This is a genomic window from Spirosoma profusum (assembly GCF_014699005.1).
GTDB lineage: Bacteria > Bacteroidota > Bacteroidia > Cytophagales > Spirosomataceae > Spirosoma > Spirosoma profusum.
Genome location: NZ_JACWZY010000006.1, coordinates 1 through 26427, shown reverse-complemented (window position 1 = coordinate 26427; position 26427 = coordinate 1). Strand labels below are relative to the sequence as shown.

Annotated in this window: 22 protein-coding genes and 1 riboswitch; of the genes, 11 read left to right on the top strand and 11 right to left on the bottom strand. The window is 45.7% G+C overall.

The genetic code is table 11. The features are described 5' to 3' along the window. Nucleotides 1-76: 76 nt before the first annotated feature. Nucleotides 77-994: an FKBP-type peptidyl-prolyl cis-trans isomerase gene (locus IC229_RS09095; RefSeq protein ID WP_190886654.1), complete on the bottom strand. Its 918-nt coding sequence runs from the start codon at nt 992-994 to the stop codon at nt 77-79. Nucleotides 995-1077: 83 nt separating this feature from the next. Then, nucleotides 1078-2031 (bottom strand): fasciclin domain-containing protein, encoded by a 954-nt coding sequence (locus IC229_RS09090; RefSeq protein WP_190886653.1) that lies wholly within the window; start codon nt 2029-2031, stop codon nt 1078-1080. Nucleotides 2032-2240: 209 nt separating this feature from the next. Here IC229_RS09090 and IC229_RS09085 point away from each other — a divergent pair, with 209 nt between their 5' ends. From IC229_RS09085 to IC229_RS09065, 5 genes are all read left to right on the top strand, one after another. After that, entirely contained in the window at nt 2241-2978 is a 738-nt protein-coding gene (locus IC229_RS09085) for an isoprenyl transferase (protein ID WP_190886652.1), read from the top strand. Nucleotides 2979-3086: 108 nt separating this feature from the next. Further along, the gene (gene bamA / locus IC229_RS09080) at nt 3087-5678 is read left to right on the top strand and encodes an outer membrane protein assembly factor BamA (protein WP_190886651.1); all 2592 of its coding nucleotides are present in this window, start codon (nt 3087-3089) and stop codon (nt 5676-5678) included. A 104-nt stretch (nt 5679-5782) separates the two neighbouring features. Beyond that, complete coding sequence (locus IC229_RS09075; RefSeq protein ID WP_190886650.1) at nt 5783-6355, top strand: OmpH family outer membrane protein; 573 nt, start codon at nt 5783-5785, stop codon at nt 6353-6355. A gap of 20 nt (nt 6356-6375) precedes the next feature. Beyond that, entirely contained in the window at nt 6376-7056 is a 681-nt protein-coding gene (locus IC229_RS09070) for an OmpH family outer membrane protein (RefSeq protein WP_190886649.1), read from the top strand. 231 nt (nt 7057-7287) lie between these two features. Then, nucleotides 7288-7839, top strand: a complete 552-nt coding sequence (locus tag IC229_RS09065; RefSeq protein ID WP_190886648.1) for a fasciclin domain-containing protein — start codon at nt 7288-7290, stop codon at nt 7837-7839. A gap of 71 nt (nt 7840-7910) precedes the next feature. Here IC229_RS09065 and metH read toward each other — a convergent pair whose 3' ends face one another. The 6 genes from metH to IC229_RS09035 all read right to left on the bottom strand — a co-directional run bounded on the left by metH (nt 7911) and on the right by IC229_RS09035 (nt 16940). Continuing rightward, a complete protein-coding gene (metH, locus tag IC229_RS09060) occupies nt 7911-11696 on the bottom strand; it encodes a methionine synthase (protein ID WP_190886647.1) in 3786 nt (1261 codons plus the stop codon). Between the two features lie 102 nt (nt 11697-11798). Continuing rightward, nucleotides 11799-11969, bottom strand: a riboswitch (SAM riboswitch). Nucleotides 11970-12040: 71 nt separating this feature from the next. Beyond that, entirely contained in the window at nt 12041-12403 is a 363-nt protein-coding gene (locus IC229_RS09055; protein ID WP_190886646.1) for an SxtJ family membrane protein, read from the bottom strand. A 3-nt stretch (nt 12404-12406) separates the two neighbouring features. Next, a complete protein-coding gene (locus IC229_RS09050) occupies nt 12407-12556 on the bottom strand; it encodes a DUF5989 family protein (RefSeq protein WP_190886645.1) in 150 nt (49 codons plus the stop codon). A 13-nt stretch (nt 12557-12569) separates the two neighbouring features. Next, the gene (locus tag IC229_RS09045) at nt 12570-13724 is read right to left on the bottom strand and encodes an SGNH/GDSL hydrolase family protein (protein ID WP_190886644.1); all 1155 of its coding nucleotides are present in this window, start codon (nt 13722-13724) and stop codon (nt 12570-12572) included. Between the two features lie 28 nt (nt 13725-13752). Further along, complete coding sequence (locus IC229_RS09040) at nt 13753-15615, bottom strand: carbamoyltransferase family protein (RefSeq protein ID WP_190886643.1); 1863 nt, start codon at nt 15613-15615, stop codon at nt 13753-13755. Nucleotides 15616-15707: 92 nt separating this feature from the next. Continuing rightward, on the bottom strand, nt 15708-16940 hold the full coding sequence (locus IC229_RS09035) for a hypothetical protein (protein ID WP_190886642.1): 1233 nt from the start codon (nt 16938-16940) through the stop codon (nt 15708-15710). Nucleotides 16941-17223: 283 nt separating this feature from the next. Here IC229_RS09035 and IC229_RS09030 point away from each other — a divergent pair, with 283 nt between their 5' ends. From IC229_RS09030 to IC229_RS09015, 4 genes are all read left to right on the top strand, one after another. Then, nucleotides 17224-18111, top strand: a complete 888-nt coding sequence (locus tag IC229_RS09030; protein ID WP_190886641.1) for a Ppx/GppA phosphatase family protein — start codon at nt 17224-17226, stop codon at nt 18109-18111. Nucleotides 18112-18440: 329 nt separating this feature from the next. Next, nucleotides 18441-19391 carry a GNAT family N-acetyltransferase gene (locus tag IC229_RS09025; RefSeq protein WP_190886640.1) on the top strand — a complete coding sequence of 317 codons (951 nt, stop codon included), beginning with the start codon at nt 18441-18443 and terminating at the stop codon, nt 19389-19391. A 100-nt stretch (nt 19392-19491) separates the two neighbouring features. Then, nucleotides 19492-20475, top strand: coding sequence for a hypothetical protein (locus IC229_RS09020; protein WP_223833930.1), 984 nt, complete (start codon nt 19492-19494; stop codon nt 20473-20475). 361 nt (nt 20476-20836) lie between these two features. Further along, on the top strand, nt 20837-22201 hold the full coding sequence (locus IC229_RS09015; protein WP_190886639.1) for a tyrosine-type recombinase/integrase: 1365 nt from the start codon (nt 20837-20839) through the stop codon (nt 22199-22201). Nucleotides 22202-22203: 2 nt separating this feature from the next. Here IC229_RS09015 and IC229_RS09010 read toward each other — a convergent pair whose 3' ends face one another. Genes IC229_RS09010 through IC229_RS09000 form a run of 3 tightly spaced genes read right to left on the bottom strand, consistent with a single transcriptional unit; the run spans nt 22204 to nt 24895 of the window. Further along, nucleotides 22204-23637: a hypothetical protein gene (locus tag IC229_RS09010; protein WP_190886638.1), complete on the bottom strand. Its 1434-nt coding sequence runs from the start codon at nt 23635-23637 to the stop codon at nt 22204-22206. After that, nucleotides 23637-24122: a hypothetical protein gene (locus IC229_RS09005; RefSeq protein WP_190886637.1), complete on the bottom strand. Its 486-nt coding sequence runs from the start codon at nt 24120-24122 to the stop codon at nt 23637-23639. Before IC229_RS09005 ends, IC229_RS09010 begins: the two co-directional genes overlap by 1 nt. Before the next feature lie 17 nt (nt 24123-24139). Continuing rightward, on the bottom strand, nt 24140-24895 hold the full coding sequence (locus IC229_RS09000; RefSeq protein WP_190886636.1) for an XRE family transcriptional regulator: 756 nt from the start codon (nt 24893-24895) through the stop codon (nt 24140-24142). Nucleotides 24896-25238: 343 nt separating this feature from the next. On the opposite strand from IC229_RS09000, the gene IC229_RS08995 reads away from it, so the two are divergent. Then, nucleotides 25239-26045, top strand: a complete 807-nt coding sequence (locus IC229_RS08995; RefSeq protein ID WP_190886635.1) for a phage antirepressor KilAC domain-containing protein — start codon at nt 25239-25241, stop codon at nt 26043-26045. Nucleotides 26046-26057: 12 nt separating this feature from the next. After that, on the top strand, nt 26058-26354 hold the full coding sequence (locus IC229_RS08990; protein WP_190886634.1) for a helix-turn-helix domain-containing protein: 297 nt from the start codon (nt 26058-26060) through the stop codon (nt 26352-26354). The last annotated feature ends 73 nt before the right edge of the window (nt 26355-26427 follow it).

Below are 26427 nucleotides of genomic sequence, written 5' to 3'. Positions count from 1 at the left end.
AGCAGAATAAAAAATCGGCCTATAAACGCTACAGGCCGATTTTTTAGGGTATTATAAGTACGCTACAACGTATCGATTATTGCACCGAAACTACTTCCAGATCAAATTGAAGGGGCGAGTAGGGCGGTATTACGTACACTCCATTCTGTCCGGCTCCTGCTGACCCGTATCCCTGCGAAGATGGAAAAATAATAGTGGCTTTTTCGCCAACCCGCAATCTCGACAGACCTTCTTCAAAACCCGGTACGTATTTCGACTGGCCCACCGTTTTGGTATCGGTACCTGTACCACCCGCAAATCCAGTAGTGGCGCGCAGGAGCTTACCGGCATATTTGAGCGTCATTGTCTTACCAGCCTCAGGAAAAGGACCAGTTTGCTTGTCTACAGTTTTAATGATGCGCACGCCATTAGCCGTTGTTTCGGTTACTGTCCACTTATTAGCCGCAATGTACTCATTGATCTGCTGGTCCTCTGTGCGGGATCGACGTAACGTTATATCGAACCGGACCGGCGAGTTGGCCGCAATATCAGCACTTGCGGTGCTACCAAATGCCAGAATAGACGGCATAAGGAGTACAGCCTGTTCGCCCTCGTGCATTCGCAAAATACCTTCTTCCAGGCCCGGTTTTAGTGAGCTGGCGAAGAACGGGAAATACGCGGGTGTCGTCGCATAAGCGGAGTCGACTACTTTATCCGTCACTACCGCTGAATTACTCGCGCTTCTGGTCAGGGCGTAAAGCTTGTAATTAAATTCGATTTCCTGCCCGTATGCAGGGGTTACAGAAGATGAACCGGCTTTTGTAATTGCATAGTACAGACCTGAAGATAATGCTGTACCAGAAATTCCTTTACTGACTCGGTAATTTTCGATGTCAATCTTATTTGATTCGAATACAGCAGCTGTGTCATCAGTGGCATCGACACTTGCGGGTTGGCACGAAGCTAATCCGCCCAGCAACAAGGCACCGACAATGTAAAGAGGAAGTGTACGCATGAAAATAAACTTAGTGAACAATAAAACTACTACGCTACTAGACACCCATTCGTGGCAAAGCGTTGGAATGAGTTGCTACGTTTTTAGGGAAGAAGCACCTGGTCGATGACATGAATCACGCCGTTGGCAGTAGCCATATTAGCGGATTTTATCGTCGCAAATCCAGAATTCTTATTCCCTTTAATGGCTACCTGATTAGAGGTTGCCGTTACGTTTACTTTATTACCACTCAGCAACGTAGTGTAACTGTTGGTCTGAAACTGATTCGAAAATGTAACACCCGACAAAACGTGATACAGCAACGTATTGGTCAACGTATTCAGGTTGGCCGAGTTGATAGCTGCTACGTCCTTATAACCGGCAGACTGAAACGCGGCATCGTTTGGCGCGAACAAAGTAACGGTATTTGTCGACGTAGTGTTGTTAAGAATGCCCGCTACGGTTGTGTTGCTGCTACTGATACGTTTCAGCGCGGCCGTCAGCAGCGTGAGGCTGGTATTTCCCTGAAGCGCAGTTAGTAAGCTACCCGTTGATGGATTCAGCACTTTATCGATAACGTGCAACGTACCATTGGCAACCGAAATATCGGCCTGCGTGATCTGAGCCTGATTGATGTAGATGGTACCGCCACTGGTTTTATTCAGAAACGCTATCCCTTTGCTGGCCGTCTCAATCGAATTGACGCCCGACGGAATGGCCGACGTAGACACCGGCGCATACAAAACGTGATAAAGCACGAGTGCTTTAACCTGCTCTTTCGGTAACGCCCGAATAGCCGCTTCACTCGAAAACCCTGCGGCCTGAACAGCCGCATCGTTCGGCGCAAAAATCGTCAGATTGGCCGCTTTGAGGGCATCACCCAGGCCCGCGTGCCCAATAGCTGCCCGCAGCAGACTGAGCTGATTATTTTCCTGTATATAGTCCGTAATGGTTTTAGGCGCGGCAGCATCGTCAGCCTTCTTACAGCTTCCTCCAGCCATCACCACCAACAGCAACCAGATAAATCGATTCAGAAACATCGGAAAAGAAGTAGTCATATCCAGTGTCTTACTAACAAGGTGAGATTTTATATATAAGAAACGGATTGAGTTAGTCTGTCGTATCGTTGAACAAAGATACGCATAGTTCTTTAGGTAGAACGATTGGAGAAGGTAGGCGGAGTTCGTTGAAAAAGTGGGCTGATTAACTGATTAAATTTGCGTATCTTCGCGGTCTTGTTAAATTACCTTAAAACTCCCCAATTGGGATGAAGGAACACATTGACCCGAGCAATCTGCCCCAGCACATAGCCGTTATCATGGATGGAAACGGACGCTGGGCTAAAAAGCAGGGAGCAGCCCGGGTGTTTGGCCACCACAATGCCATTAAGGCAGTGCGGGAAGTGACGGAAGGCTGCGCTGAATTAGGCGTAAAATTTCTAACACTCTACGCCTTTTCCACCGAAAACTGGAATCGTCCGAAATTTGAAGTAGACGCCCTGATGACGCTGCTGGTACACACCATTCGGGGAGAAATTAAAACGTTGATGAACAATAATGTCAAGCTGGCAACTATTGGTCATACGACAAGTTTGCCCGGCGATTGTCAGCGCGAACTAGCCGAAGCCATACGCGAAACATCTCAGAATACGGGATTAACGCTGGTTCTGGCACTTAGCTATAGCGGTCGCTGGGAAATTCTGGAAGCGGCTCGTCAGATAGCGTTAGATGTACAGGCAGGTCGGCTAACACCCGAACGTATCGATGAAAACGTATTTAAACAACACCTGACTACTCACGATATGCCCGATCCGGAACTGATGATTCGGACGAGCGGGGAGATGCGTATCAGTAATTTTATGCTCTGGCAACTGGCTTACTCTGAACTGTATATGCCCGATGTGCTTTGGCCTGATTTCCGGCGTGAACACCTTTATCAGGCGATCATCAGTTATCAGAACCGGGAACGTCGATTTGGAAAAACCAGCGAACAATTAGTGAAATAAGACCGATTGAGTCGCGCCGGATTGTAGCTTGAAAATAAACAGGATACACTACAACGGTTTGTGATCAAATGGAGTCTTGACAATCAATAACATAACACGTACCACAACTTGGAACACCGTATAAAAATCGTACTGAGTGCCCTTTTATTACTCGGCAGTTTAGTACCTGCTCTGGTTCAGGCGCAAGTGCGGGTTGGCGTAGGTCGCCCGACCGAAACACCGGCAAGCACCGACGATATACTAAATTATGCCAGCCCAAAAGAATATGAAATCACCGGCCTGACTGTAACGGGCACCCGCTACCTCGACCCTAACTCACTGGTTTCGCTGGCAGGGCTGAAAGTAGGTGATAAAGTTCGTATTCCGGGCGAAGTGATGGGCTCGGCGGTACGTAAGTTGATGGAATCCGGCCTGCTGGACAATGTCGAAATGTTTGCGACGAACGTAACAGAAGGGAAGGTTGCGCTTATGTTTCGCGTGCTGGAGCGGCCAAGGCTCTATCGGGTAAACTTCATGGGTGTCAAGAAAGGCGAACAGGATCAGCTTAAAGATAAAGTGAAGTTGAATCTGGGTAAAATCGTGACGAATACAATCACCAAAAACACCCAGATGGCCGTTCGGAAATACTTCGTTGATAAGGGGTATCTGAATACCAAAGTTAAAATCACGACAATTCCTGATAGTGCCCGCAATAACGCTACCATGCGCGTATTGGTGGATAAAGGGCAGAAAGTGAAGATTGCCAAAATCAACTTCGAAGGCATAGACGAGCTGGAAGAATCGGCGGTACGTATGAAAATGAAGGGCACCAAAGAGATGCGCTTCGGTCGCTTATTTACGCCCTCAAAATTTATTCCCAAGAAATACGAAGAAGATAAACAGAAGCTGGTAGAGTATTATAACAAACTCGGTTATCGCGATGCTACTGTCGAGCACGACACGGTGGTGAACAATGGTGGTAAAACTATCAGCATCAACATGAAGGTAAACGAGGGTCACAGGTATTTCTACCGAAACGTTACGTTCTCGGGGAATTACCTCTATACCGCCGACCGTCTGCGCGAAGTGCTGGGCGTTGCCAAGGGTGATGTGTATAATCCGGAAGATCTGGATAAGAAGCTTAATGGTAATCCTGGTCAGGATTTAAGCTCGCTTTATATGGACGACGGCTACCTGTATTATAACGCCCAACCCATCGAGAAATCCATTGATGGCGACTCTATCGACCTGGAAGTACGTATTTCCGAGGGGAAACAGGCGACCATCAATCGTGTGATTCTGAATGGCAACAGCAAAACCAGCGACCACGTAGTAATGCGTACAATTCGTACGCTGCCTGGGCAGAAGTTCTCCAAAACTAACCTGATACGTACCCAGCGCGAGCTAGCCACCATCGGTTATTTCGACCCCGAAAAAATCGGAATTAACCCCATACCACAAAACGATGGTACGGTTGATATTGAATACACTGTCGAAGAAAAACCGTCTGACCAAATTGAATTATCGGGCGGCTGGGGTGGCTACGTTGGTTTCGTTGGTACGTTAGGCCTGACGTTTAACAACTTCTCGGCACGTAACATTACAAATTTCAGCGCCTGGCGGCCTTTGCCAGCGGGCGACGGGCAACGCGTACAGCTACGTTTCCAGGCAAACGGATCTCAGTATCAGGTATATTCGTTATCGTTTACGGAACCCTGGCTGGGTGGCCGCAAACCGAATGCGCTATCGGTAAGTGCAAGCCATACGGTGTATCAAACGTTCTACGACCCACTGAATCCATATAGTATTTATCAAAGTCTGAAAGGACGTACACCCACCGGTTCGTATACAAACACGGCGATTTCGATAGGGTTGGGCCGGCAGTTGAAAGTACCCGACGATTATTTCTCCTTAAGCCATTCGATTTCTTATCAGCGTTACGATCTGAACAACCTCGACTTGTTCTACATCGGTTACAAGAACGGTATTTCGAACAACATTACGTTCAATACAACGCTGTCGCGCAACAGTATCGATAACCCGCAGTTCCCACGGAACGGATCTTCATTCACGTTAAGTGGCTCGTTTACACCGCCATATTCAGCTTTCAAAACGGTTACAGAATCCACAAAGCCTGAGGATAAGTACAAGTTTGTGGAATATCATAAGTGGATGTTCGATGCAAGCTGGTTCCAGACCGTATTTGGGAAGTTGGTACTTAACACGCGGGCTCACCTGGGCTTCCTGGGCAGCTACAACAGCCGCACCGAAATTGGTCCGTTCGAACGGTTTGTGCTAGGTGGTTCGGGATTGGCTGGTCAGGGGCAGTTTGCACTGGCGCAGGACATTATTGGTTTGCGCGGCTATGACGATCGGAGCGTGTATACAGCCGACTACAACCGGGCCGTTGACGCACAGTCGCGGAGTCAGGGCGGGGTGGTTTATAACAAGTTCGTAGCCGAATTACGTTATCCGGTTTCGCTGAATCCATCGGCAACGATTTTCGTGCTGGGCTTCCTGGAAGCGGGTAATAACTGGGCGAGTTACAAGCAGTATAACCCATTCGATCTCAAGCGATCAGTTGGTTTCGGAGCACGTATTTTCATGCCTGCCTTTGGCTTGATCGGTATTGACTATGGTTACGGTTTCGACAAGATTCCGGGTGTTAAAGACCAGGCATCAGGTCAGTTCCACTTCACAATTGGTCAGCAGTTCAGATAAGATTTTAATTCGGCAAACGTTTTCAGTCAGGAAATCTATATTTTTTCATATAAACTGGGTTTCCTGACAATCAATCACTTCCCTTAAAAATAAAACGTTCGGCCATGAAAAGAGCCTTGTTTTTCGTACTTTTGTATTCCGTTTGGTTCGTACTACCTGCTCAGGCACAAAAGTTTGGCTATATCGATAGCGAGTACATTTTGAGTAAAATGCCAGAGTATCAGAAAGCCTTAACGGAAATCGACAAGTTTGCCGACAAGTGGTCGAAAGACATTCAGGATAAATACGTCGAGATTGAAAAGTTGCAGAAAGCGTATCAGGCCGAAGAAATTTTGCTAACCGAGGATATGAAGCGCGAACGGCAACGTATCATCAGTGACAGGGAGCGTGAAGCGCGGGATTATAACAACAAAGTATTTGGTTATCAGGGTCTTTTGTTTGATAAGAAAAAAGAGTTAATGAAAACTCCGCTCGATTTGATTAATAAGTCACTTGAGAAAATATGCGCACAACGGAAACTGGATTTCATTTTCGATAAAGCTTCAGATTTTGTTATGCTCTATACAAATCCCAGACACGATTACTCTGACTACGTCATGGAAGATCTGGGATTAGATACTAAACCAACGGCTACAAATAGTAATCCAACAAATAAAACAACCACAAAACCTAAGTAACACAAACAACTAAATTTGAAATGAAGAAAAATCTTGTCATAGCGTTTGCGGCAGCCCTTTTAATGGGTGGTTTAAACGCACAGGCACAAGCGCCCGCTGCAACACCAACTACGACTACAGCAGGCCCACTGAAGTTAGGTTATACGAATATTGACTACGTATTAGCCCAAACGCCTGAAGCTAAAGATATTCAGAACCAATTGACCATCCAGCGGACACAGTCTGAAAATGAGCTGAAGCGGATGCAAACCGAGCTTCAGGGCAAATACGAAGCCTACGAAAAAGGTGCTGCCCAGATGTCGGATGTGATTCGTAAAGACCGCGAAACCGAACTACAAAGTCTGAACACACGGATTCAGGAGTTTGGTCGGACAGCTGAGCAGTCGTTACAGCAGAAATATCAGCAGCTGGTTAATCCGGTGGTTCAGAAAATTCAAAAGGCGATTGATGCTGTTGCTAAAGAAGCTGGTTATCAATACGTATTCAACTTGGATGCCGGTGCTAATACCATCCCTATCCTGCTGGTTGCCCCTGAAGAAAACAACATTACCGAACTGGTTTTGAAAAAACTGGGAATCGACCCTGCCAAAGCTGCTGCGGCTGCCGCTGCTGCTAAACCTGCTACAACAGGTGGTAGCACAACTGCTCCTAAGACAACGACTCCAACCGGTTCAACAGCAACACCGCCAAAGAAAAACTAAGGTATTTTGTGTTGAAAATTTACTGAGCCCCTTCCAGTGGAAGGGGCTTTTTTTATATCACTACGTAATTTTACCTAAAATTAGATTAGTCAATATACTGATTTACAGCAGATTAAAAAATATTTATAAAATCAACAAATCCAAACATCACTACTCCCGCGTAAGTCTTCCTGTTGATCGACACACAGTAAAGCATTCAGTACATTTTCAACTACGTCAAAAACAACGACAATGAAGACGCTCAAATTCACTTTTGCCTTACTTAGCTTATTGGCTGTCGGTCAGGTTTCATTTGCCCAGGAAAAAACGGTAACAGTAGGGGGGGCACCTATGTATCCGTCAAAAAATATTATTGAAAATGCTGTCAACTCCAAAGACCACACTACGTTAGTAGCCGCTGTTAAGGCCGCAGGTCTGGTTGAAACGTTATCGGGTCCCGGCCCTTTCACAGTGTTTGCGCCGACGAACAGCGCGTTCGACAAACTTCCAAAAGGCACTGTAGAAACGCTGGTAAAACCGGAAAGCAAACAAATGCTTACTGGAATTTTAACTTACCACGTAGTACCAGGCCGAATGAGCGCTGAAGATTTGATGAAAGCTATCAAAGATGGGAGTGGTAAAGCTACACTGAAAACGGCATCGGGTGGTACGTTGACAGCCATGCAGCAAGGCAATAAAATCCAATTGACCGACGCTAAAGGTGGTACGTCGACCGTTACAATTGCTGATGTATTCCAGTCGAACGGCGTGATTCATGTAATCGATACGGTGTTGATGCCGTAATTGGCTCAATAACAACAAACCCCGCCCAAGCTTGGGCGGGGTTTGTTGTTTATTATGAATTATCAACTAATTCACGCGTCATAATTCAGTACCGGAGACAGCCATTTCTCTACGTCCTCTACAGACATATCTTTACGTTGGGCGTAGTCGTGAACCTGGTCCTTGTTAATTTTGCCGACCGCGAAATATTTCGATTCGGGGTGTGAGAAATAAAATCCACTCACCGACGAGGCTGGATACATAGCAAAGCTTTCCGTAAGTTCAATACCAATTTTATTGGCATCCAGCAAATTGAATAACGTCGCTTTTTCGGTATGGTCAGGACAGGCCGGATAGCCGGGTGCCGGGCGAATTCCCTGATATTCTTCTTTGATAAGTTGCTCGTTGGAAAACGTTTCACCGTTGGCGTAGGGCCAGAATTCAGTACGTACGCGCTCGTGCATACGCTCCGCCAAGGCTTCGGCCAGCCGATCAGCGATGGCTTTCACCATAATGCTGTTGTAATCGTCATGATCGCGCTCGTATTTCTCCAGTAACGCTTCGATACCAATGCCAGCCGTTACCGCAAACCCGCCAATGTAATCCTCGCGCCCGCTTTCCAGAGGAGCAATAAAGTCTGACAGACAGAAGTTGGGCAAGCCCGGTGCTTTCTGATTCTGTTGACGCAGAAAATGCAGCACCGTTTTGGTATCGTAAATCAACTCGCCTACTGAATTGACTGACGCCCGCGACTGAGCACGACTGATTTTGTATTCGATGTGCCGGTGCGAACCATGTCGTTCGCAGGGAATATCACGAACCTGCTCATCAAAATCGTGCAGCAATACGTCGTCGTCGGCCGAGTTGGCTGGGTAAAAACCAATGACTGCTTTTGCTATTAAAAGCTTACCATCAATGATTTCCTGCAATAACTGATTGGCATCGTCGAAGAGTTGACGGGCTTCTTTGCCAACAGTAGCATCTTCGAAGATAGCGGGGTATTTTCCGTGTAGCTGCCAGGTCTGGAAGAATGGCGTCCAGTCAATGTACTTGGCTAGTTCGGCAATATCGTAATCTTCAAAATAGCGATTACCCAGGAAAGTTGGCTTTGTGGGCTCAAAATCCTTCCAGTTTATAGACGTACGATTTTCGCGAGCCTTATCGATAGTCAGGGTAGCTTTATCCTGCCGACGCCGAGCATGATCCTCCCGAAGTTTTACGTATTCCGCTTTGATCTCGCTGAAGATCGTATCGCGTGTAGTTAGTGCTTCACTCGTCAATCGACCTGCTACAGGAACACTCCGACTGGCATCCAATACGTGAATCACCGGACCCGAATAATGTGGATCAATCTTTACAGCCGTGTGCATCCGCGACGTAGTAGCCCCACCAATCAACAGCGGTAACGTAAAGCCCTGACGCTGCATTTCTTTAGCGACACCAACCATTTCGTCCAATGAGGGCGTAATTAGGCCACTTAGGCCAATAATATCGACATTATGTTCGCGGGCCGCATCCAGAATTTTCTGCGTCGGCACCATCACGCCGAGGTCAATTATCTCGTAATTATTGCAACCTAAAACAACGCCCACAATGTTTTTGCCGATGTCGTGTACGTCTCCTTTAACCGTTGCCAGGAGAATTTTACCTGCCGATGATGAACCCCCTCCTGATTTTTCGGCTTCGATAAACGGAGTGAGATACGCTACGGCTTTTTTCATCACCCGGGCCGATTTCACTACCTGCGGCAGGAACATTTTACCTGCCCCAAACAGATCGCCTACTACGTTCATGCCATCCATCAAGGGGCCTTCAATTACGTGTAAGGGGCGCTCCACCTGCTGGCGAATTTCCTCTACGTCCTGATCAATGTAGTCAGTAATACCTTTGACAAGGGCATGTTTGAGTCGCTCGCGGACGGGCTCGTTCCGCCAGCTTTCATCCTGTACAATGGCTTTCCCTTTCGCCTTAACCGTTTCGGCAAAATCGACCAGGCGTTCGGTAGCATCGGGGCGACGATTTAGCAGTACGTCCTCACAGCGCTCCAGCAGGTCTTTTGGAATGCTATCGTACACTTCCAGTTGTCCGGCATTGACAATACCCATATCCATACCGGCGCGAATGGCGTGAAATAGAAACGCAGAGTGCATAGCCTCGCGTACTACGTCGTTGCCCCGGAAGCTGAACGAAATATTCGATACGCCCCCACTCACCTTGGCTAACGGCAGGTTTTCTTTAATCCAGCGCGTGGCATTGATGAAGTCGACAGCGTAATTATTATGTTCTTCGATGCCTGTTGCAACGGTCAGAATATTGGGGTCGAAAATGATATCCTGTGGCGCAAAATCAACTTTATCGACCAGAATCCGGTAGGCACGTTCGCAGATTTCGATACGTCGTTCATAAGAGTCAGCCTGCCCGGTCTCGTCAAACGCCATTACTACGGCTGCCGCACCATATCGTCTAACCAGTTTAGCCCGCTCGATAAAAGCTCCTTCACCTTCTTTGAGCGAAATGGAATTGACAATTGCTTTCCCCTGAACGCATTTCAAACCTGCTTCAATTACCTCCCACTTCGACGAATCGACCATAATAGGCACACGGGCGATGTCAGGCTCAGACGCAATCAGGTTCAGGAACGTAGTCATGGCTTCGACTGAATCGAGCATGCCTTCGTCCATGTTTATGTCGATTACCTGTGCCCCACCCTCAACCTGCCCACGAGCAATGCTTAGAGCTTCGTCGTAATTCCCTTCTTTAACCAGCCGGGCAAACTTCTTCGAACCCGTTACGTTGGTACGTTCACCTACGTTCAGAAAGTTAGTTTGTTCGGTTATTTTCAACGGTTCAAGGCCGCTGAGTTTCTGATAAGGCTCAGGTTCCGGTAACTGGCGTGGCGGATATTTAGCCGCTACGTTGGCAATGGCCTGAATATGATCGGGCGTGGAGCCGCAGCAGCCGCCTACAATATTGACGAAGCTACTTTTTATGAAATCTTCGATTTGAAACGCCATATTCTCTGGCGTTTGATCGTACTCACCAAATTCGTTGGGCAAACCCGCGTTCGGGTAAGCCGACGTGAAAAACGGTGACTCTTTGGCCAATGTCTGCACGTATGGCCGCATCAGTTCGGCTCCGAGGGCGCAATTCAGGCCAACGCTGAGCAGCGGTAGGTGCGACACCGAGTATAAAAAAGCCTCTGTTGTCTGTCCCGACAATGTCCGTCCACTCGCATCCGTAATCGTACCCGAAATCATAACGGGCAAAACCGGCCGTTGCGGATTCAGATTGAAATACTTATCGATAGCGAACATGGCCGCCTTCGCGTTGAGCGTATCGAAGATGGTTTCAACCAGCAGGATGTCCGATCCGCCTTCCACCAAACCGCTAACCTGCTCATAATAAGCATCTACCAGCTCATCGAACGTAATAGCACGATAGGCCGGATTATTTACATCGGGCGAGAGCGAAGCCGTACGATTTGTCGGTCCCATTGCCCCAGCTACAAACCGTGGTTTATCTGGGTTCTGGCGCGTTACGTCGGCAGCAACCTCCTTGGCGATCCGGGCCGACTCGTAATTCAGTTCGTAGGCCAACTCTTCCATATGGTAATCGGCCATAGCGATGGTTGTACCACTGAACGTATTGGTTTCAATAATATCTGAACCAGCATCCAAATATTGTCTATGAATGGTCTGAATGATATCAGGCCTCGTCAGCGACAGCAGGTCGTTATTCCCCTTCAGGTCATGTGGCCAGTCACGGAATCGTTCTCCCCGATAATCAGCTTCCGTCAAATTATACCGTTGAATCATGGTACCCATGGCCCCATCGAGGACGAGGATACGTTCGTGTAGAAGTTCGTGTATTGTTTTCAAAGGCAGTTATCTAGCGCGATTGTCAGACAGCTAACAATCAGTGTCCTTAAAAAAGTCCAATCAAACAGAAGCTTAGCAGCAAAAGACAGATAGCAACAGGCTAACTTATCTACCCCGGGCAGTTAAGCCGGGAGGAAATTGGCACCATTTTTCAATAAGTTTTTACGTGGTAATAGGGGTAGTTAGCTGGTAATTAGCTGCTTGCTACGTTCTCATTTGAAAGGGTTGCCAAGACATCATCGGGTCCGTTCCCTCCGTCTTTCAGGATAAGCTTTCACAAAAATACAAAAAAATAGGGCACGCCAGCAAACAGCGTACCCTACAATAATGCAAATCAGAGAGGCTTACCAGCTCTGTTCCAGATCTTCTTTGGTATACAGGTGGTTTCGTTCGTTGTAAAACGAAGCATCCTGTGTACGTTTGATAGCCAGCGGATTTTTGCTCGACATGCGGTACAGAAGCGCAATAGGAAACAAAAACACGAAAAACATAACCGACAGGATAATTTTCCCGTTAATATTCCCCAGAATCTCGGCCAGCTTAAACCAGGCTTTTACAATCAGGTCGCCTACTACCGGGATCGCTAAACTCAACACACCAACAGCACCAGCCGCATAAAGCCACCAGGGCGACTTGAATATGAAGTACAATACGACTAAACCCGTTACAATAACTAACTGGGCTTTTACTTTTTCAGTAACATCCATTCTCTAGAATAACGTATAAATGAAAGGCGCAACAGCTGAACCGCCACCAATAACAATGAGAACACCAATGAGTAACAATAAGATAATCATTGGAGCTAACCACCATTTCTTGCGCTGTTGTAGAAATTTGAAGATGTCTTGTAAAAATTCCATGGTTAAATTAAGTTTATTTAGTACTACTTGTTACGTTCGTAAGACCCGCGTTTGTTTGCATCAGTTGGAAAAGCGCATCACCTACTCGTTGATTTACAACGGCGCTGGCATGGCCATCATTACGTCCCACTACGCGGTCGTTTGGTTCAATGTCGCCGATAAGTTTACCGACTTCCAAAACAGGGATATTATTCAGTTGAAAAAACTGAACAACTGGCTTAACATACTCACTTGTTTTCTCCAGATTATGCGAAAACGGGAATAAAACTACATAAAGTTGCGCATTATGTAGTTTTGCGTAAGTTATAAATTGATTAAGATCGCTTAAATGATCATTAATGATAGCCCCCGTACCATACGCTTTTCGGGCATATACATCGAATGGAGAGAAATTACCGTGCGGAAACTGCCAGTACAGGTAATTCAGTAAATACGACTTGATAAACAACGACTGAAAAGCCCGTGGTATATCTGAATAGGGCCTAAATGCATCTGGTATCAAACCATGATCACGCGCCACTTTCTCGATATCGTTCGGAAAATATTGCAGAACCAGTACGTCGGGTTTTACACCAAATTTGGTTAGACGGGCAAATTCGTCGCGGGTGTCGGAACCGGAAATACCCAGGTTATACGTAACGTATTGCTGGGTACCTAATTTCTGGGCCACTACGTTGCCGTAACGTTCTTCAGCGCGTTTCAGCCCATGTCCTGCCGTGAAAGAATCGCCCACGATGAGCACTTTCTTTTTTCCTACTGTGTCGGTTTTTACGTCGTCGCGATAGTCGCCGGTCATGGGTGGCCAGTAGCGTTCAAACCAGATTTTCGAGGCTAACGTAATGCCGCCTTCCTGGCTCTGCGAAACAAACATGAAGCCTATCTCAATGAAAACCAGCAGGACGATCAGCGGTACGAGTAGCGTCACTACGTTACCGATTAGTTTCGGCGGTTTCGGGTTCTTGACAATGCCGTAGTAGTAGATACGTAGCATTTCTACAACCAGCAACAATAGCATAGCGGCTTTTGCTAACCTGACATAAATATTGTCGAACAGCCCCTTGTGCGGATAGTCGAAACTAACGCCAAAGTGATCGCCGTAGAACAAAATAAAGGCCAGAAACCCTAGTAATACTAAGCGAACTACACTAGAAACGAGTTTTGAACCCATTAAAATTGATACGTCAGCGCCGTGACGATTAGTCTAATACAAATTCTTCTTTCCAGTTATCTGTGTCCTGCCACTCAGGTTGTTTGCGTTTGTCGAATATATAATTACCTACAACCAGGTAATCCATTTCGGTACGCATGAAGCAGCGGTACGCATCGTCAGGTGTCGATACAATCGGTTCACCACGCACGTTGAAACTGGTATTTACAATAACGCCATATCCCGTAAGATCTTTAAACGAACTGATCAGCTCGTAATAACGGGGATTGGTGTCTTTATGAACCGTCTGAATACGAGCCGAATAGTCGATGTGTGTAATTGACGGCAGGTCGGAACGCTGGTAATACAACTTCTCACGTAGCGGGAAGCTGGCGTAATCAGCGGGAACGGGTGTCCGGCGACTTTGTGCTACTGGATGTACCAGCAACATATACGGCGAGATACCATCATAATCAAAATATTCGGCACAATCTTCGGCCAGCACCGACGGCGCAAATGGACGGAACGATTCCCGATACTTGATTTTCAGGTTCAGTTTTTTCTGCATCTCGGCGTTACGTGGATCGCCCAGAATGCTACGTCCGCCAAGTGCGCGTGGGCCAAATTCCATGCGTCCCTGCACCCAACCTACTACGTTACCTTCGGCCAGCAAGCGTGCGGCCTCTTTAGCCAGATCACCGAAATTATCGTAATGCGTCGAAACGGCTTTGTACTTGACAGCCATCAGTTCTACGTCCAAGTCGGAGAACGTCGGACCCAGATATGAACCCCGCATGGCATCGCGCTCTTTCGTTACTTCGCGTTCTTTACCAAAATAAATGTGGTAAGCCGCTAAAGCAGCGCCTAACGCGCCACCGGCATCACCGGCAGCAGGCTGGATGAAAATATCTTTAAACAAACCAGCCGCCTGAAGTTTTCCGTTCGATACGCAGTTCAGCGCTACGCCACCAGCCAGCACGAGATTATCGGCATTGGTCAGGCGTTTGGCTTCGCTGGCCATGTTTAGTACTACTTCTTCGGTCAGGTATTGAATCGCCAGCCCCAGATTACAATGGTGCGCCTGCAATTCATCTTCTGGCTGACGTTTTGGAAAACCAAACAGTTCGGCCCATTTGGCTTCGTCTACCATTTTCAGGCCAGTAGCATAATCGAAGTATTCCTGATTCAGCCACACAGAACCATCCGGACGAAGATCGGCCAGTTTTTCCTTAATCAGGTCCATGTACCGCTTAACATCCGGCGACGTTGGATCTCCATAAGGGGCCAACCCCATCAGTTTGTATTCGCCCGAGTTAACCCGAAAACCCAGGAAATACGTAAAGGCAGAATACAACAAGCCCAGCGAGTGCGGAAACCGCAGTTCTTTCAGAATGGAAATATTTTTGCCTTCGCCCAGGCAAATCGACGCCGTGGCCCACTCACCTACTCCATCGATGGTCAGAATGGCAGCCCGTTCGAACGGAGATGGATAAAAAGCACTAGCTCCGTGCGAGAGGTGATGCTCAGGGAAAAGCAGCTTGACTTTGCTCGACTTGTTGTAGCCAATCTTTTCCAGCTCTTCCCGGATGAGTCGCTTCAGAAACAGCTTTTCTTTCAGCCATACAGGAATCGACATTAAAAAAGACCGCAGTCCCTGTGGCGCAAAGGCGTAATACGTTTCCAATAGCCGCTCGAATTTGAGCAGTGGCTTGTCATAAAAGACAATCGCGTCTAATTTATTAAGATCAGCGCCACTGTATTGGAGACAATATTTAACAGCTTGTGTGGGGAAGCCCGGGTCGTGTTTTTTGCGGGTAAATCGCTCTTCCTGAGCAGCAGCGATAATTTTTCCATCTTCGATTAGCGCAGCCGCTGAATCGTGATAAAAAGCAGAAATACCTAATATGGTCATGGATTAACAAAAATCGTCAAAGGGGACAAAAGTAACTGTTTTTTTTAATCAATCGTAGCAAACTACTTACTGATCGGCAAATAGATGTAACATCATTTGTGTCGGTGACTGACGTCTTCAGCCAGTTTAATTGCGACTCGCCGGTAGGCTTCATCGTCCGGATGCATCCCATCCGGTGCTGTCTTCCAGGCCAATAAATGCGAATAATCAAGCAGCTTTATGTGGGCCTCCTCAAACAACCGACGCAGCTCCGGGTCCATCGGATAAGCCGGAAAAATAACGACGTAGAAATTATTGTTACCTAACTGCTTCCGGTAAATAATCTCTATTTTGCGGACAATATTAACAAAGTGCTGGTAGTGTTCGGTCGTATATCGGCGGGGAAAATTAAGTTTTAATAATTTCGCAATATTGCTTTTATACATCCAGTTGATCAGCCGAAGCCGGACAGGATGCCGCTGTGCATATGTCCCGTCGACAACCAGACTGGCCGGATTCACCGAAGGCAGGTAACCACCCGAGTTGTAGGCCCATTTGGAACTGGGTGTCACCCGCGCCAGTTGGTCATCAATGTAGGTATAAAAAGCGACCCCGGTCTTCTCAGTAATCTCTTTCCGAAGATTAACCGTTTGCAGAATAGCCAGTGCGTGCGCGGGCGAATGACCCGAAACACCGTAATTATAGGGGCGATCGCCCGTCTGTTTTCCGTAGAAATAAGGAATCGTGCTGGTGTCTGATACGGCTTCTCCGTAGGTAAATGAGCATCCCAGAAACAGGGCATAGTTACCCGTTGGATGCGTGTTGGAAAACGGCGTTATCCGGCGGGATAAACTGTCGATGTGGTACTTGACCGGAATAACGTGACTTTTACCATCCGGCGATCGTTGGCCATCAACGGCGTAACTGATCTCATAGCCGCCCGGTGCCGGGCGGCTCATTCCGAGGCTGTCGTAATGCACGAGCTGAAAATTTGTCTGCTTCGTGGCAACTGGTCCAGTCTTTTTAAAACCTGCTGCTGAAATCGGAGGGCCTTCTTTCCAGCGCAGAATCAATCCGCACACGCCTTCCAGCACGACCCAGCTGACCAGCAGGCTCACTACTGACAACACAACACCCTGCGCCCACGATTTCCCGTAAACGAACACGTAGCCGCTCAGACTGATGAGGCTAATACCAGCGAGTAAGTTAAACGTACTGTAAACAACAGTAATTACTTCCGACTCGGTCCCCCACACTAGCTGGACCAGTAAAACGAAGAGCGCGATTAGGGTAATTGGGATAAAAGACCAGTAGAAAAAACGGTAAAATCGAGTACGCGTATTCATTAATCAATTCTACTATAAAGCGTTTTATGATAATAAAAGCTAAAATCAAGCAAACAGTAGGGTACGGCTAAATTTTAGTACTAAATAATTGCTGATGAGACCTATTTGATTCTACAAAGTCAGTAATAGTTGGAAAATACCTATAATTTTCAGCGAAACATCTAATCCTGGGGACATTGGTTATTAGCAGACGTATACAAATTAATCGACTGTGCGGATTCGCGCATCAAGGCAAAAAAAGTACCTTTGAGCCACTCAAAATGCGCTACAGCGCCGTTTGCCCTTGAAAATCGCAGCTATTGATATCGGTTCCAACGCAGCCCGGCTGCAAATCTCAACGGTCTTACACAACGACAATTCCGTAAGTTTTAAACGCGTTGAGTATGTGCGGTTCCCGCTTCGGCTAGGCCACGATGTATTTAATTACGGTTCCCTTACGCCAGCCAGCGAAGAACGTACTACAAAACTCATGCAAGCTTACAAGCTTTTGATGGAACTGCATGAAGTAGAGGGTTATATGGCCTGCGCTACGTCGGCCATGCGCGAATCTGATAACGGGCACGACGTAGCAAAACGCATCGAAGCTACGACAGGAATTAAAATTCAAATTATCGACGGACGTAAAGAAGCGGAACTGATTAATAACGTAGTGGTTCAGGCACTCGACGACCGTCAATACCTCCACATTGATGTTGGTGGCGGCAGTACCGAATTAAATTTTTACCGGAACCGGGAGAAAATCAATTCGAAATCGTTTAAGATTGGTTCGGTACGTCTGCTCGAAGGTAAAGAAAGCAAAGGCGCCTGGCGAAAAATAGAAGACTGGGTCGAGGATAATGTCGATACGTCGCAGGAGATCATTGCTGTCGGTACGGGCGGAAATATCAGTAAATTGTTCAATCTGGCTTCCAAAATTTCAGAATCAGAAACCACTCGTGACGAAATCGAACGGATTCGGAATCACATTTCAGGTTTCAGTCAGGAAGATCGCATCAATAAATTACGTCTGAACGCCGACCGCGCCGATGTAATCGTACCAGCCGCCGACATTTATATTTCAGTGATGAAATGGGCGGGCGCCAGCCGCATCATTGTTCCGGATCTGGGCCTAAAAGATGGGATTATTCAATTGGTTTACAACCAGTTGTGTAAACGAAAACATAGTCACTAACTAGCCTTTAGCTATTTTCAAAATCCCGCCAGAATCAAAATCCTGGCGGGATTTTTTGTTATTGATACGTTGCTTCTACTCCGGTGCATTTAACCTTTACAAGCTTCTGGCACAGACTTTGCGCCGAGTAAAATACCGTAGTAATACGTTCCCTAAAATTAGTTGAATAGCCTAAAATGTAAGCTGTTAAATACATCACTTTCCAATCATTTATTCGCTCACCGTCAGTCCGTTACGTTACTGAGTAATGCTTCAAAAAGAACTCATCCGAGAACGCTGGCCGATGTTATGTCATTACTTTCCGACCGTTCATTCGTCGTATTCATTCTATGGCAACGTATACTATGTTATTACAGGAAAAGCCGCAATCGGCCGACATTCCTGAATTCTGCGAATCTGGATTTTTCTTCAACGAACTTTCTCATCTACAACAGCAACAGGACGGCCAGTTTCATCTGCTGACGGCGCTAAATCAAACCACACGACAGGCCGATGCCCGCTGTGCTTTTTTCGTCCGCTCCAACGAAGCGGTTAGCCCTGGTGCGGCTCCATTTGGCTCGATCGAGTTCACAGAAAAATTGCCTGATTCTATTCTGGATGAATTTTTAGATACGCTTACGGAATCGGTTCGGGCAACGGCGACCACTACGTTCCGGGTGGTCAACTATCCGCACTGTTACGCTCCCGGACAGGCTCGTCGGTTGACAAGGAAGCTATTTCGACATGGTTTTCGGGTTGTCGAAACCAATCAGAATTTCTTTTTGCCAGTCAGTAACCAGAATTTCGTAAATCTCATCGAACCCGAGCAACGTCGTCGGCTGAATAAATGCCAAAACGCCGATTTTCAATTTAGTCAATGGAAAAGACCATCCATCACTGAAGTCGTTGATTTTCTGCGAGAAACGCGGCAACAACAAGGCTATCGGCTAACGCTCAGCCCTGAACGTCTGACCGAATTACTGCAAAATTTCCCCGATCAATTTCTCATATTCGTAGTTACAGATGGAGCAAATTTGGCTGCTCTGACCGTAGCCGTCCGGGTACGTCACGACATTCTCTACAATTTTATGCCAGCATCGCACCCCAACTATCGCACGTTTAGTCCAATGGTCATGCTTACAGATGGGTTATATACGTATTGCCAGCAACAAGGAATCCGGCTGCTCGATCTGGGTGTATCGCTCGATAGCAACCACTGCCCTAAACCGAGTCTGATGCGTTTCAAACTAAATCTGGGCGCTGTTACGTCTCCTAAACTGATTTTCGAGAAGGCATTATAACATGTGTTTTGGATAGTGCTTTTGTCATGCTGAGGCACGAAGCATCTTAAAGTGTCATAGCTTGAGAACAAAGATGCCTTGAGATGCTTCCTTCGTTAGCATGACAAAAGTGACTAATTTTGCAGAAGAACGCCATCATTTTGGGGCGTCTGTGCTGATGCTTGAAACTACGTTTAATGCCGTTTCGGCTTTTTTTTCCAATCTACTTGCGTCGGTACTGTCGCTGGCAAAAGTGCTGCTACGTTCGCGGTGGGGCGTGCGCCTTCCAGCTCCGGAAAAAACGCGATGTTCGATTTTAGGTAATGGTCCTTCACTCAACGATTCACTTACCAATCACCTCGATTTTCTGCTCGAAACCGAACTGGTAGTTGTTAATGGCTTTGCGTTGACTGATTATTTTACCCGTTTGCGCCCAACCAATTACATCATAGCCGACCCGAACTGTTTTACGTTCAATGCGAGCACAAGCGGACGCGAAGACTTGCACCAGATTCTGAAATCACTCATCGAACTGGTCGACTGGCCTATGCGACTCTACGTACCGAATTTTGCGAAAGGGTCTTATTTCATTCAGAAAATTCAAGCGGAAAATCGACGTATCGAACTGATTTTTTTTAACTCCACCCCGATACGTGGTTTCAGATGGTTCCGATACTGGTTATACAGCGCCAATATCGGGATGCTACAAGCACAGACCGTTGTGATTACGGCTTTGTTTCTGATGATTAACCGGAAATTCGAGCAAATTTTTCTGTTTGGCGCTGATACGTCCTGGCACGAACAAATTCGAGTAGATGAAGGTAACCAGCTCCTAATCAAGCAAATTCACTTCTATGATAAGCCGAAAGACGTCGCTTTTGCCCCCGTTTACAGCGACGCTCATCGTACCCGTACATTTTCTATGGCAAGTCAGTTTTTATCGCTTCACAAAACATTTCTGGGCTACGAAATCCTACGCGAATACGCCGATTTTCGCAAAATCCCGGTGCTGAACGCCAGCAGTAAAAGCTACATCGATGCCCTTGAAAGAGTAGTCATCCGCCAGCCAGCGAGTCAGTCTGTTGGGGAGTCCACGAATACGTAGTAGACACAATCGACATCCAGAAAAGGCAACGTAACGGAACAACTTTTTACATGAAACGTAAAGCCAGGAGCATGGGGCGTCTGGCTTTCTTTTTTAGGCTAACTTTGCAGTTTAATTGCTTTAGACCAACCTCCGTCATTCAGCCAGAAAGATATTGAATTGACTGCCGGATATTTACCAGATTCATGCTTGACCTTACAAATAAGTAAAGACATAGCGTAAGCAAACCGCACTTCTTCGCATTTTCACTACAATATTGCCATTTATGGGCTTATTTGACCTCCTTTAAATTCCCGTATACGCAGTAATGATTCTTGTTTTGTTACACTAATGTTACAGTAAATGCTATCTTGCGTTTGCTATGACCTACAATGTAGAGCTAACCGCCAAACCGGATTCTCGTGGTATTCACCACGTCATGATTCGCCTTCACAGCAAAGGCCAGTTACCGGCCCGGATTCAGACCAGCATTGAAATCCTTCCCAAACACTGGAACCCCGAAAAGGACTGGGGTAAGTGGGTCCGCAAATCCCATCAACATCAAGCCGATATGAATAATAAAATCATGTCGGCTTATAACCAGGTCAAAGAAGTGGTTGAAAGTTATCTCAAACTAGATCCTCTGTTGACGCCCAAGCGGGCAAAAGAACGCTACGAAGCCAGTAGCATGAACCGGCTGGTTGATTTTCTGCCAACTATTTTTGATCAAACTAATTTATCGAGTCAAACCAGGTCTGCCCGTCTGTATCAGTACAATTACTTTATCCGGTGGGCGGGTGAAGAAATCTGCATTGAACAAATTACGCCCGACCTCATCAATCGCTTTAAGCAGCATTTGCTGTCGATTGATAAGATGCCGGCTACCATCAACACCTACATCTCCAACCTGCGGGTACTCTACGAACGCGTGCAGCGCCTGCGCAATATTCCCAAAAAAGAATCCATTGCGGCTTCGCCGTTTTTAGAATGGGAAAATATTATTGTCAAGCAGGCCCGTAAGGGTAGACTATCATTGGAGACGATTCATGTCTTACAGGAAAAGCCGTTTAATCTGGCCTTTAAACGAGTTAGCGGTAAGCAGCTCTACCAGCGTCCGACTGATTGGGCGCGGTGGTGCTGGCTGGCCTGTAACCTTCAGGCAGGCATGCGGATTGGCGATCTGATCCGTTCCCGCTACGGCTGGTACGAAACCGACAGTGAGGGCAAACCGATTCGGTTACGCTACCAGATGCAGAAGAATGGTAAATGGATCTCCATTCCGGTATCCAAGCCCCTGCAAAAGCATCTGGATTGGGTCTGGCAGACAGGCAAGCAAAAAGAGGATTACCTGCTTCCGTTTCTAAGGCCCGATGAGCCGTTTTTTAAGTACGTGACCCGTCAGCAGATTCATGGTATGCCAGCCGGTGACTACTGGCGATTGAAAACCCGCGTCAATGCGGTAACGTGTCAATTGAATCGGTGGCTGAAAGAGATGTGCGAAGAATTTGGCATTCAGTTGCCAGATGGGGTTAGCCTGACCAATCACACGGCCCGGCATAGTTTTGCCGATAAAGTAAGACTGGCCATTAAACACGGCAAAACCGACGCCAAAGGACGGGTGGTGACGAATTTCGATGCCAAAGAACTACTCGGCCATACCGACATGAAGACCACTGAAATGTACTTTGGTGATATGGATCAGGAGTGGCTGGATTCAGCAATGGACGCGCTGAGCGAGGATGGGTAGAATTATAATTCGGCAATATCTGAAACATCAATGTATATGTAAAACATTTTTGCTTCTGGTGAACGAGGGTTATTCATGACTCTCGTTACATAATATTCATAAATTTCTTTATGAAAATTCCTATATAACTCATGATTATCCGTTGAGTTAACCTCAATCCCTAATATATCGCAAAACAATACATTAGCCAACCCTCTTACAGCAATCGAAATCGGTAAAGGTGTAATGAAATTAAAATGCTTTGTTCTGTAATCAAATGGTTCTGAATATTTCGATTCTGATATTTCACTCTTAGTGACAGCAAGAATGCTTTTTAAAAATGCACGTTTATTTAAATCTCCAATACTACCGCCTTTGGGAAGTGACAGTATCACATTTGTTAATTCCCGTTGTATTTCATGTTCTAATTCAAACAATTCATCGTTATCATTTTGTGTGATAATTTTTTTTGTTTCTTTTGCGATTACCGGCAAATTCTCAAATTTGGTCTTTAACCTATTTGTTGACTTAACTGTATATCTTGGATTAGTAGAGATATTATAAATAGGATTAAATATTCTTTGCCGTACATTTAATGGATAGCTCTCTAAAATCTCATTAATTTCAACAGGAGACTCGTAATTTAAATCTAACACTTTCTCCTTATAAACATCAATTGCTGTTTTTTGCCACGCAACCATTTCGTCATTTTCTTGTATTAGCGGATACTGAAAATCAACGCTTAGCCCAACCTCAAAACTCCCAAATTTTGTATCAGATACCCGGGGGAGCATAGTGGATTTTAAGAGTGTAACAGAATTATCATAACTTTCAGTGTCATTAAAAATACCACTGAATTTTTCTGAAAAGTCATATTCCACAAAGGCTAAGTAAGAACTAGTTAAATTTGTTAGGAATCCAGTAATATCAAGCGTGCTGACTGTATTCAAAAAGCGACTATCACTAGGCTCAACAATAAAGTATATAGAATTCTCGCGCAACGTTTCGAGGTAGTTTTCTCTAGAAAATTTTTCTAATACTGAAATTAAAGGTTTTGGTATAGAATAAGCCCAAAAACTATCAGACTTGGGTAGGCAGTCATCTAAAATATCACCTAACAATATTTGCTCAACCCTTAAATAGCTATCACTATCACTAAAATCTTCAATTATATGATAATCAGAGTAAATAATGAATACAAATTCTTTCGTATCTATTAATATTAATTCTTTAAGTGATACCCGTTTATATAAAAAACTATACAAATCCAATAAATTAACCTTCCAAAAAAAATATTCATCATACTCACTTAAAACATCATATAAGTATAGAAGAAAATATTCATTTTTATCGTTTGTAAAAAGGGATAATATAGTTCGCTCAAAAGTGATTAGGTCAATAACCTTAGTAAGGTTACGATAAGGTAGTTTGCTAATTGTGACCTTTTCCTCAACCATTACGCGGCGTATGTAAATACAGCAAAATTAGTGTAAATTTCCGAATTAATGTATTCGTAAAAACTGAAATGCCCCGACTCATCAGACTTAGAAGCCAGTCCATCAGTTTCATCAATCATACCGATTGCAATAAGTCTTCCCGCAAATGCATGGGCGAAGCGATCGGATAAATAGTTTAGCTTATAAATGGCCTTTTCGGCATTGTCATACAGCGAAATAGCGCAATTATGACACAAAGCAGCCTGGTTTTTTATCTTTCTATTATATCCAGGTTTTTGCTTGTCTTCTATTTCGGTTGGCAAAAAATCATCTAGTGTTATATTTTCAGACTTTACGAAACGGTAGGCAACCATATTGACCGGACTGCACTCGTTTGGGCATGGTGAAGCTAAGTTATGGGCATCAATAAGGTGCTGATATTTAAGTCTAGTATCTAGAGGCGGCTCAGGCTCAGGATTTTCATCAATAAAACCAATTCCTTTCATAATTACATTTATTAGTTTTACATAGCATTTTGATTCTCGTACCCCTTCACTAAAAACAGGTTCAATATGTCCACCCGCTCAACATCCCAAAAATGATACTGCTGATTGTGGGAAACGAGACGAACTTTTGTCTCATCGGTCGGGTGAGGTTGTATATACTTCAGGAGTCGATACCCATCTAGGACGACTAGATATATCTGTCCGAAGTCAATGTACTTCTTATTAGGTAGCTGCTGAACGTAAAGTCGTGCGCCTGGGTAAATTCGGTCGTACATCGAATCGCCCTTTACGTGGCACATAATGCAGCCTCTATATTGTGGAGCGTAGACGTATCCTTCTGGCGTTTCCTCTACATCATCAAAATATAACTGAAGGTTACCAGCCGTAACTTCTACATCATAAAAAGGTATATACAACTCCGCCTCTTTATCAGGTAAGTTGGCCAGGTATAGTTTGGTTTTTTCATAGGGCAGTAATGGACTTACTGTATCTCCATTCCAACGCTGTTTCTTCTTTTTATAGGTTTCTGTGGAAGGTGTTTCGTCAGGATCAATCAATTCATTTACACCAACACCATACAACTTAGCTATACTAAGTAAGACATCATTTCCTGGTACTGATAAATCGCCCTCGTATTGAGAAATAGCACCACTTGAAACGCCTACGCTACGAGCAACAAACTCCATAGTCCACTTTTTATCAGTCGATTTCAGGCTATTTCTTAGGTCTTTTAGCTTTTGGCCTAAAGTCATACTAAGTGTCTCTATTTCCATTTACTTAGAAATTCTAAAAAATTGTGCAGATAAATTTGCTTTACTTAGAATTACTAAGTAAGTTTGCTATCACTTACGAACGATAGCAAGCAAATCTATGTCAACTGCAATCACAATGCAAGACACTTCAATCGAAGATGTACAAAAAAATACACAAACGTTTCGATTTGAGTACAAGCGGTTGAATTCGGCAGAAAGGAAAATCGAGCAAAAAGCCTTCTGCAAACATTACGAGGTTTCCCCGGTCGCTTTTCGGGCGAGGTTGTCAGGCAGCACAAAAGTGTCTGCTACTGAATTGGCTTGGTTTCAGAAACGAGTTGCTACCTACTTCAACAACTAAGCCATGAATCAGCTACAAGTGTTTAACTATCAAGGTTTTGACGTTGAGTTTGAACTGATCGATGGTCATGTCTACGCCAATGCAACGGCTATGTGTAAGCCGTTCGGCAAACAGGCAAACGATTGGATGCGCCTAACTACAACCATTCGCTACGTCAATGCGCTAAATGGAGCGAACCGAGAAAATCCCGTTTCGTTGATTATCAGCCGTAAAGGTGGTGAAGGTGGTGGTGGCTCAACCTGGATACACGAAAAGCTGATTTTGAAGCTAGCTCAATGGCTGGATGTTGACTTTGAAATTTGGTGTGACGAACAAATTGCCAAACTCATTCGGCAACCTCAACAGATAGTTACTTCGCAGTACTACCTCCCACAGAATCACATCGAAGCCCTGCAAGCTTACCTCGATCAGCTCCGGGTAACGCAGGAACAGCAGCTACAGATTGAAGCCGCACAGCCTAAAGTCGAACAGTACGACCGCACCATGAACGCGGAAGGCACGTATACGGTCGCTGAGGCTGCCAAAATGATCGGTACGGGCCAGAATCGCCTATTCGACTTCCTGCGCGAACAGAACATTTTCTTCTACCAGCGTGGCCATAACCAACCCTATCAGCAATATGTCGATTTAGGCTGGTTTAAGGTTCGTCAGAAAACCTTTAATCGGGGTGGTAAGGAAGAATCGTATCCGCAATTATTCGTGACCCCAAAAGGTGTTGAAGCCATTCGTAAAAAGTGGGATGCTGCGCACAAATCAGCTCCTACGACCAGCGAAACTGCCTTTCTAGCTATCCCAAACGCTACAGCCTAACCCATAAATGATATGAATACGCCCCAAATACAGTACGTGGTTGTGACTGACCACGTACTGTTAACCCGACTGGCTGACACGTTGGAGCGAACGGAAAAGGCGCTTACTGAAGCCACTGACCAACTATCCAATAGTCGGCTCTACGAAGAGGATGCGGCTAAACTGTTGGGCGTCGAAAAACGAACAATGCTTCAATACCGGCGTCGAGGCTTGCCCTACGAGAAAGTGGGCAATATCATTTCCTACCGACGTAAGGATCTGGACGCGTGGCGAAGCGCCGGACGCACGAAGGATGTTCACCTCCACTAAAAACAAAACCCGGCATCAATTCGGGTGCCGGGCTGTCATCAATCTTATATTATAATCCCTGCAAATCTATGTC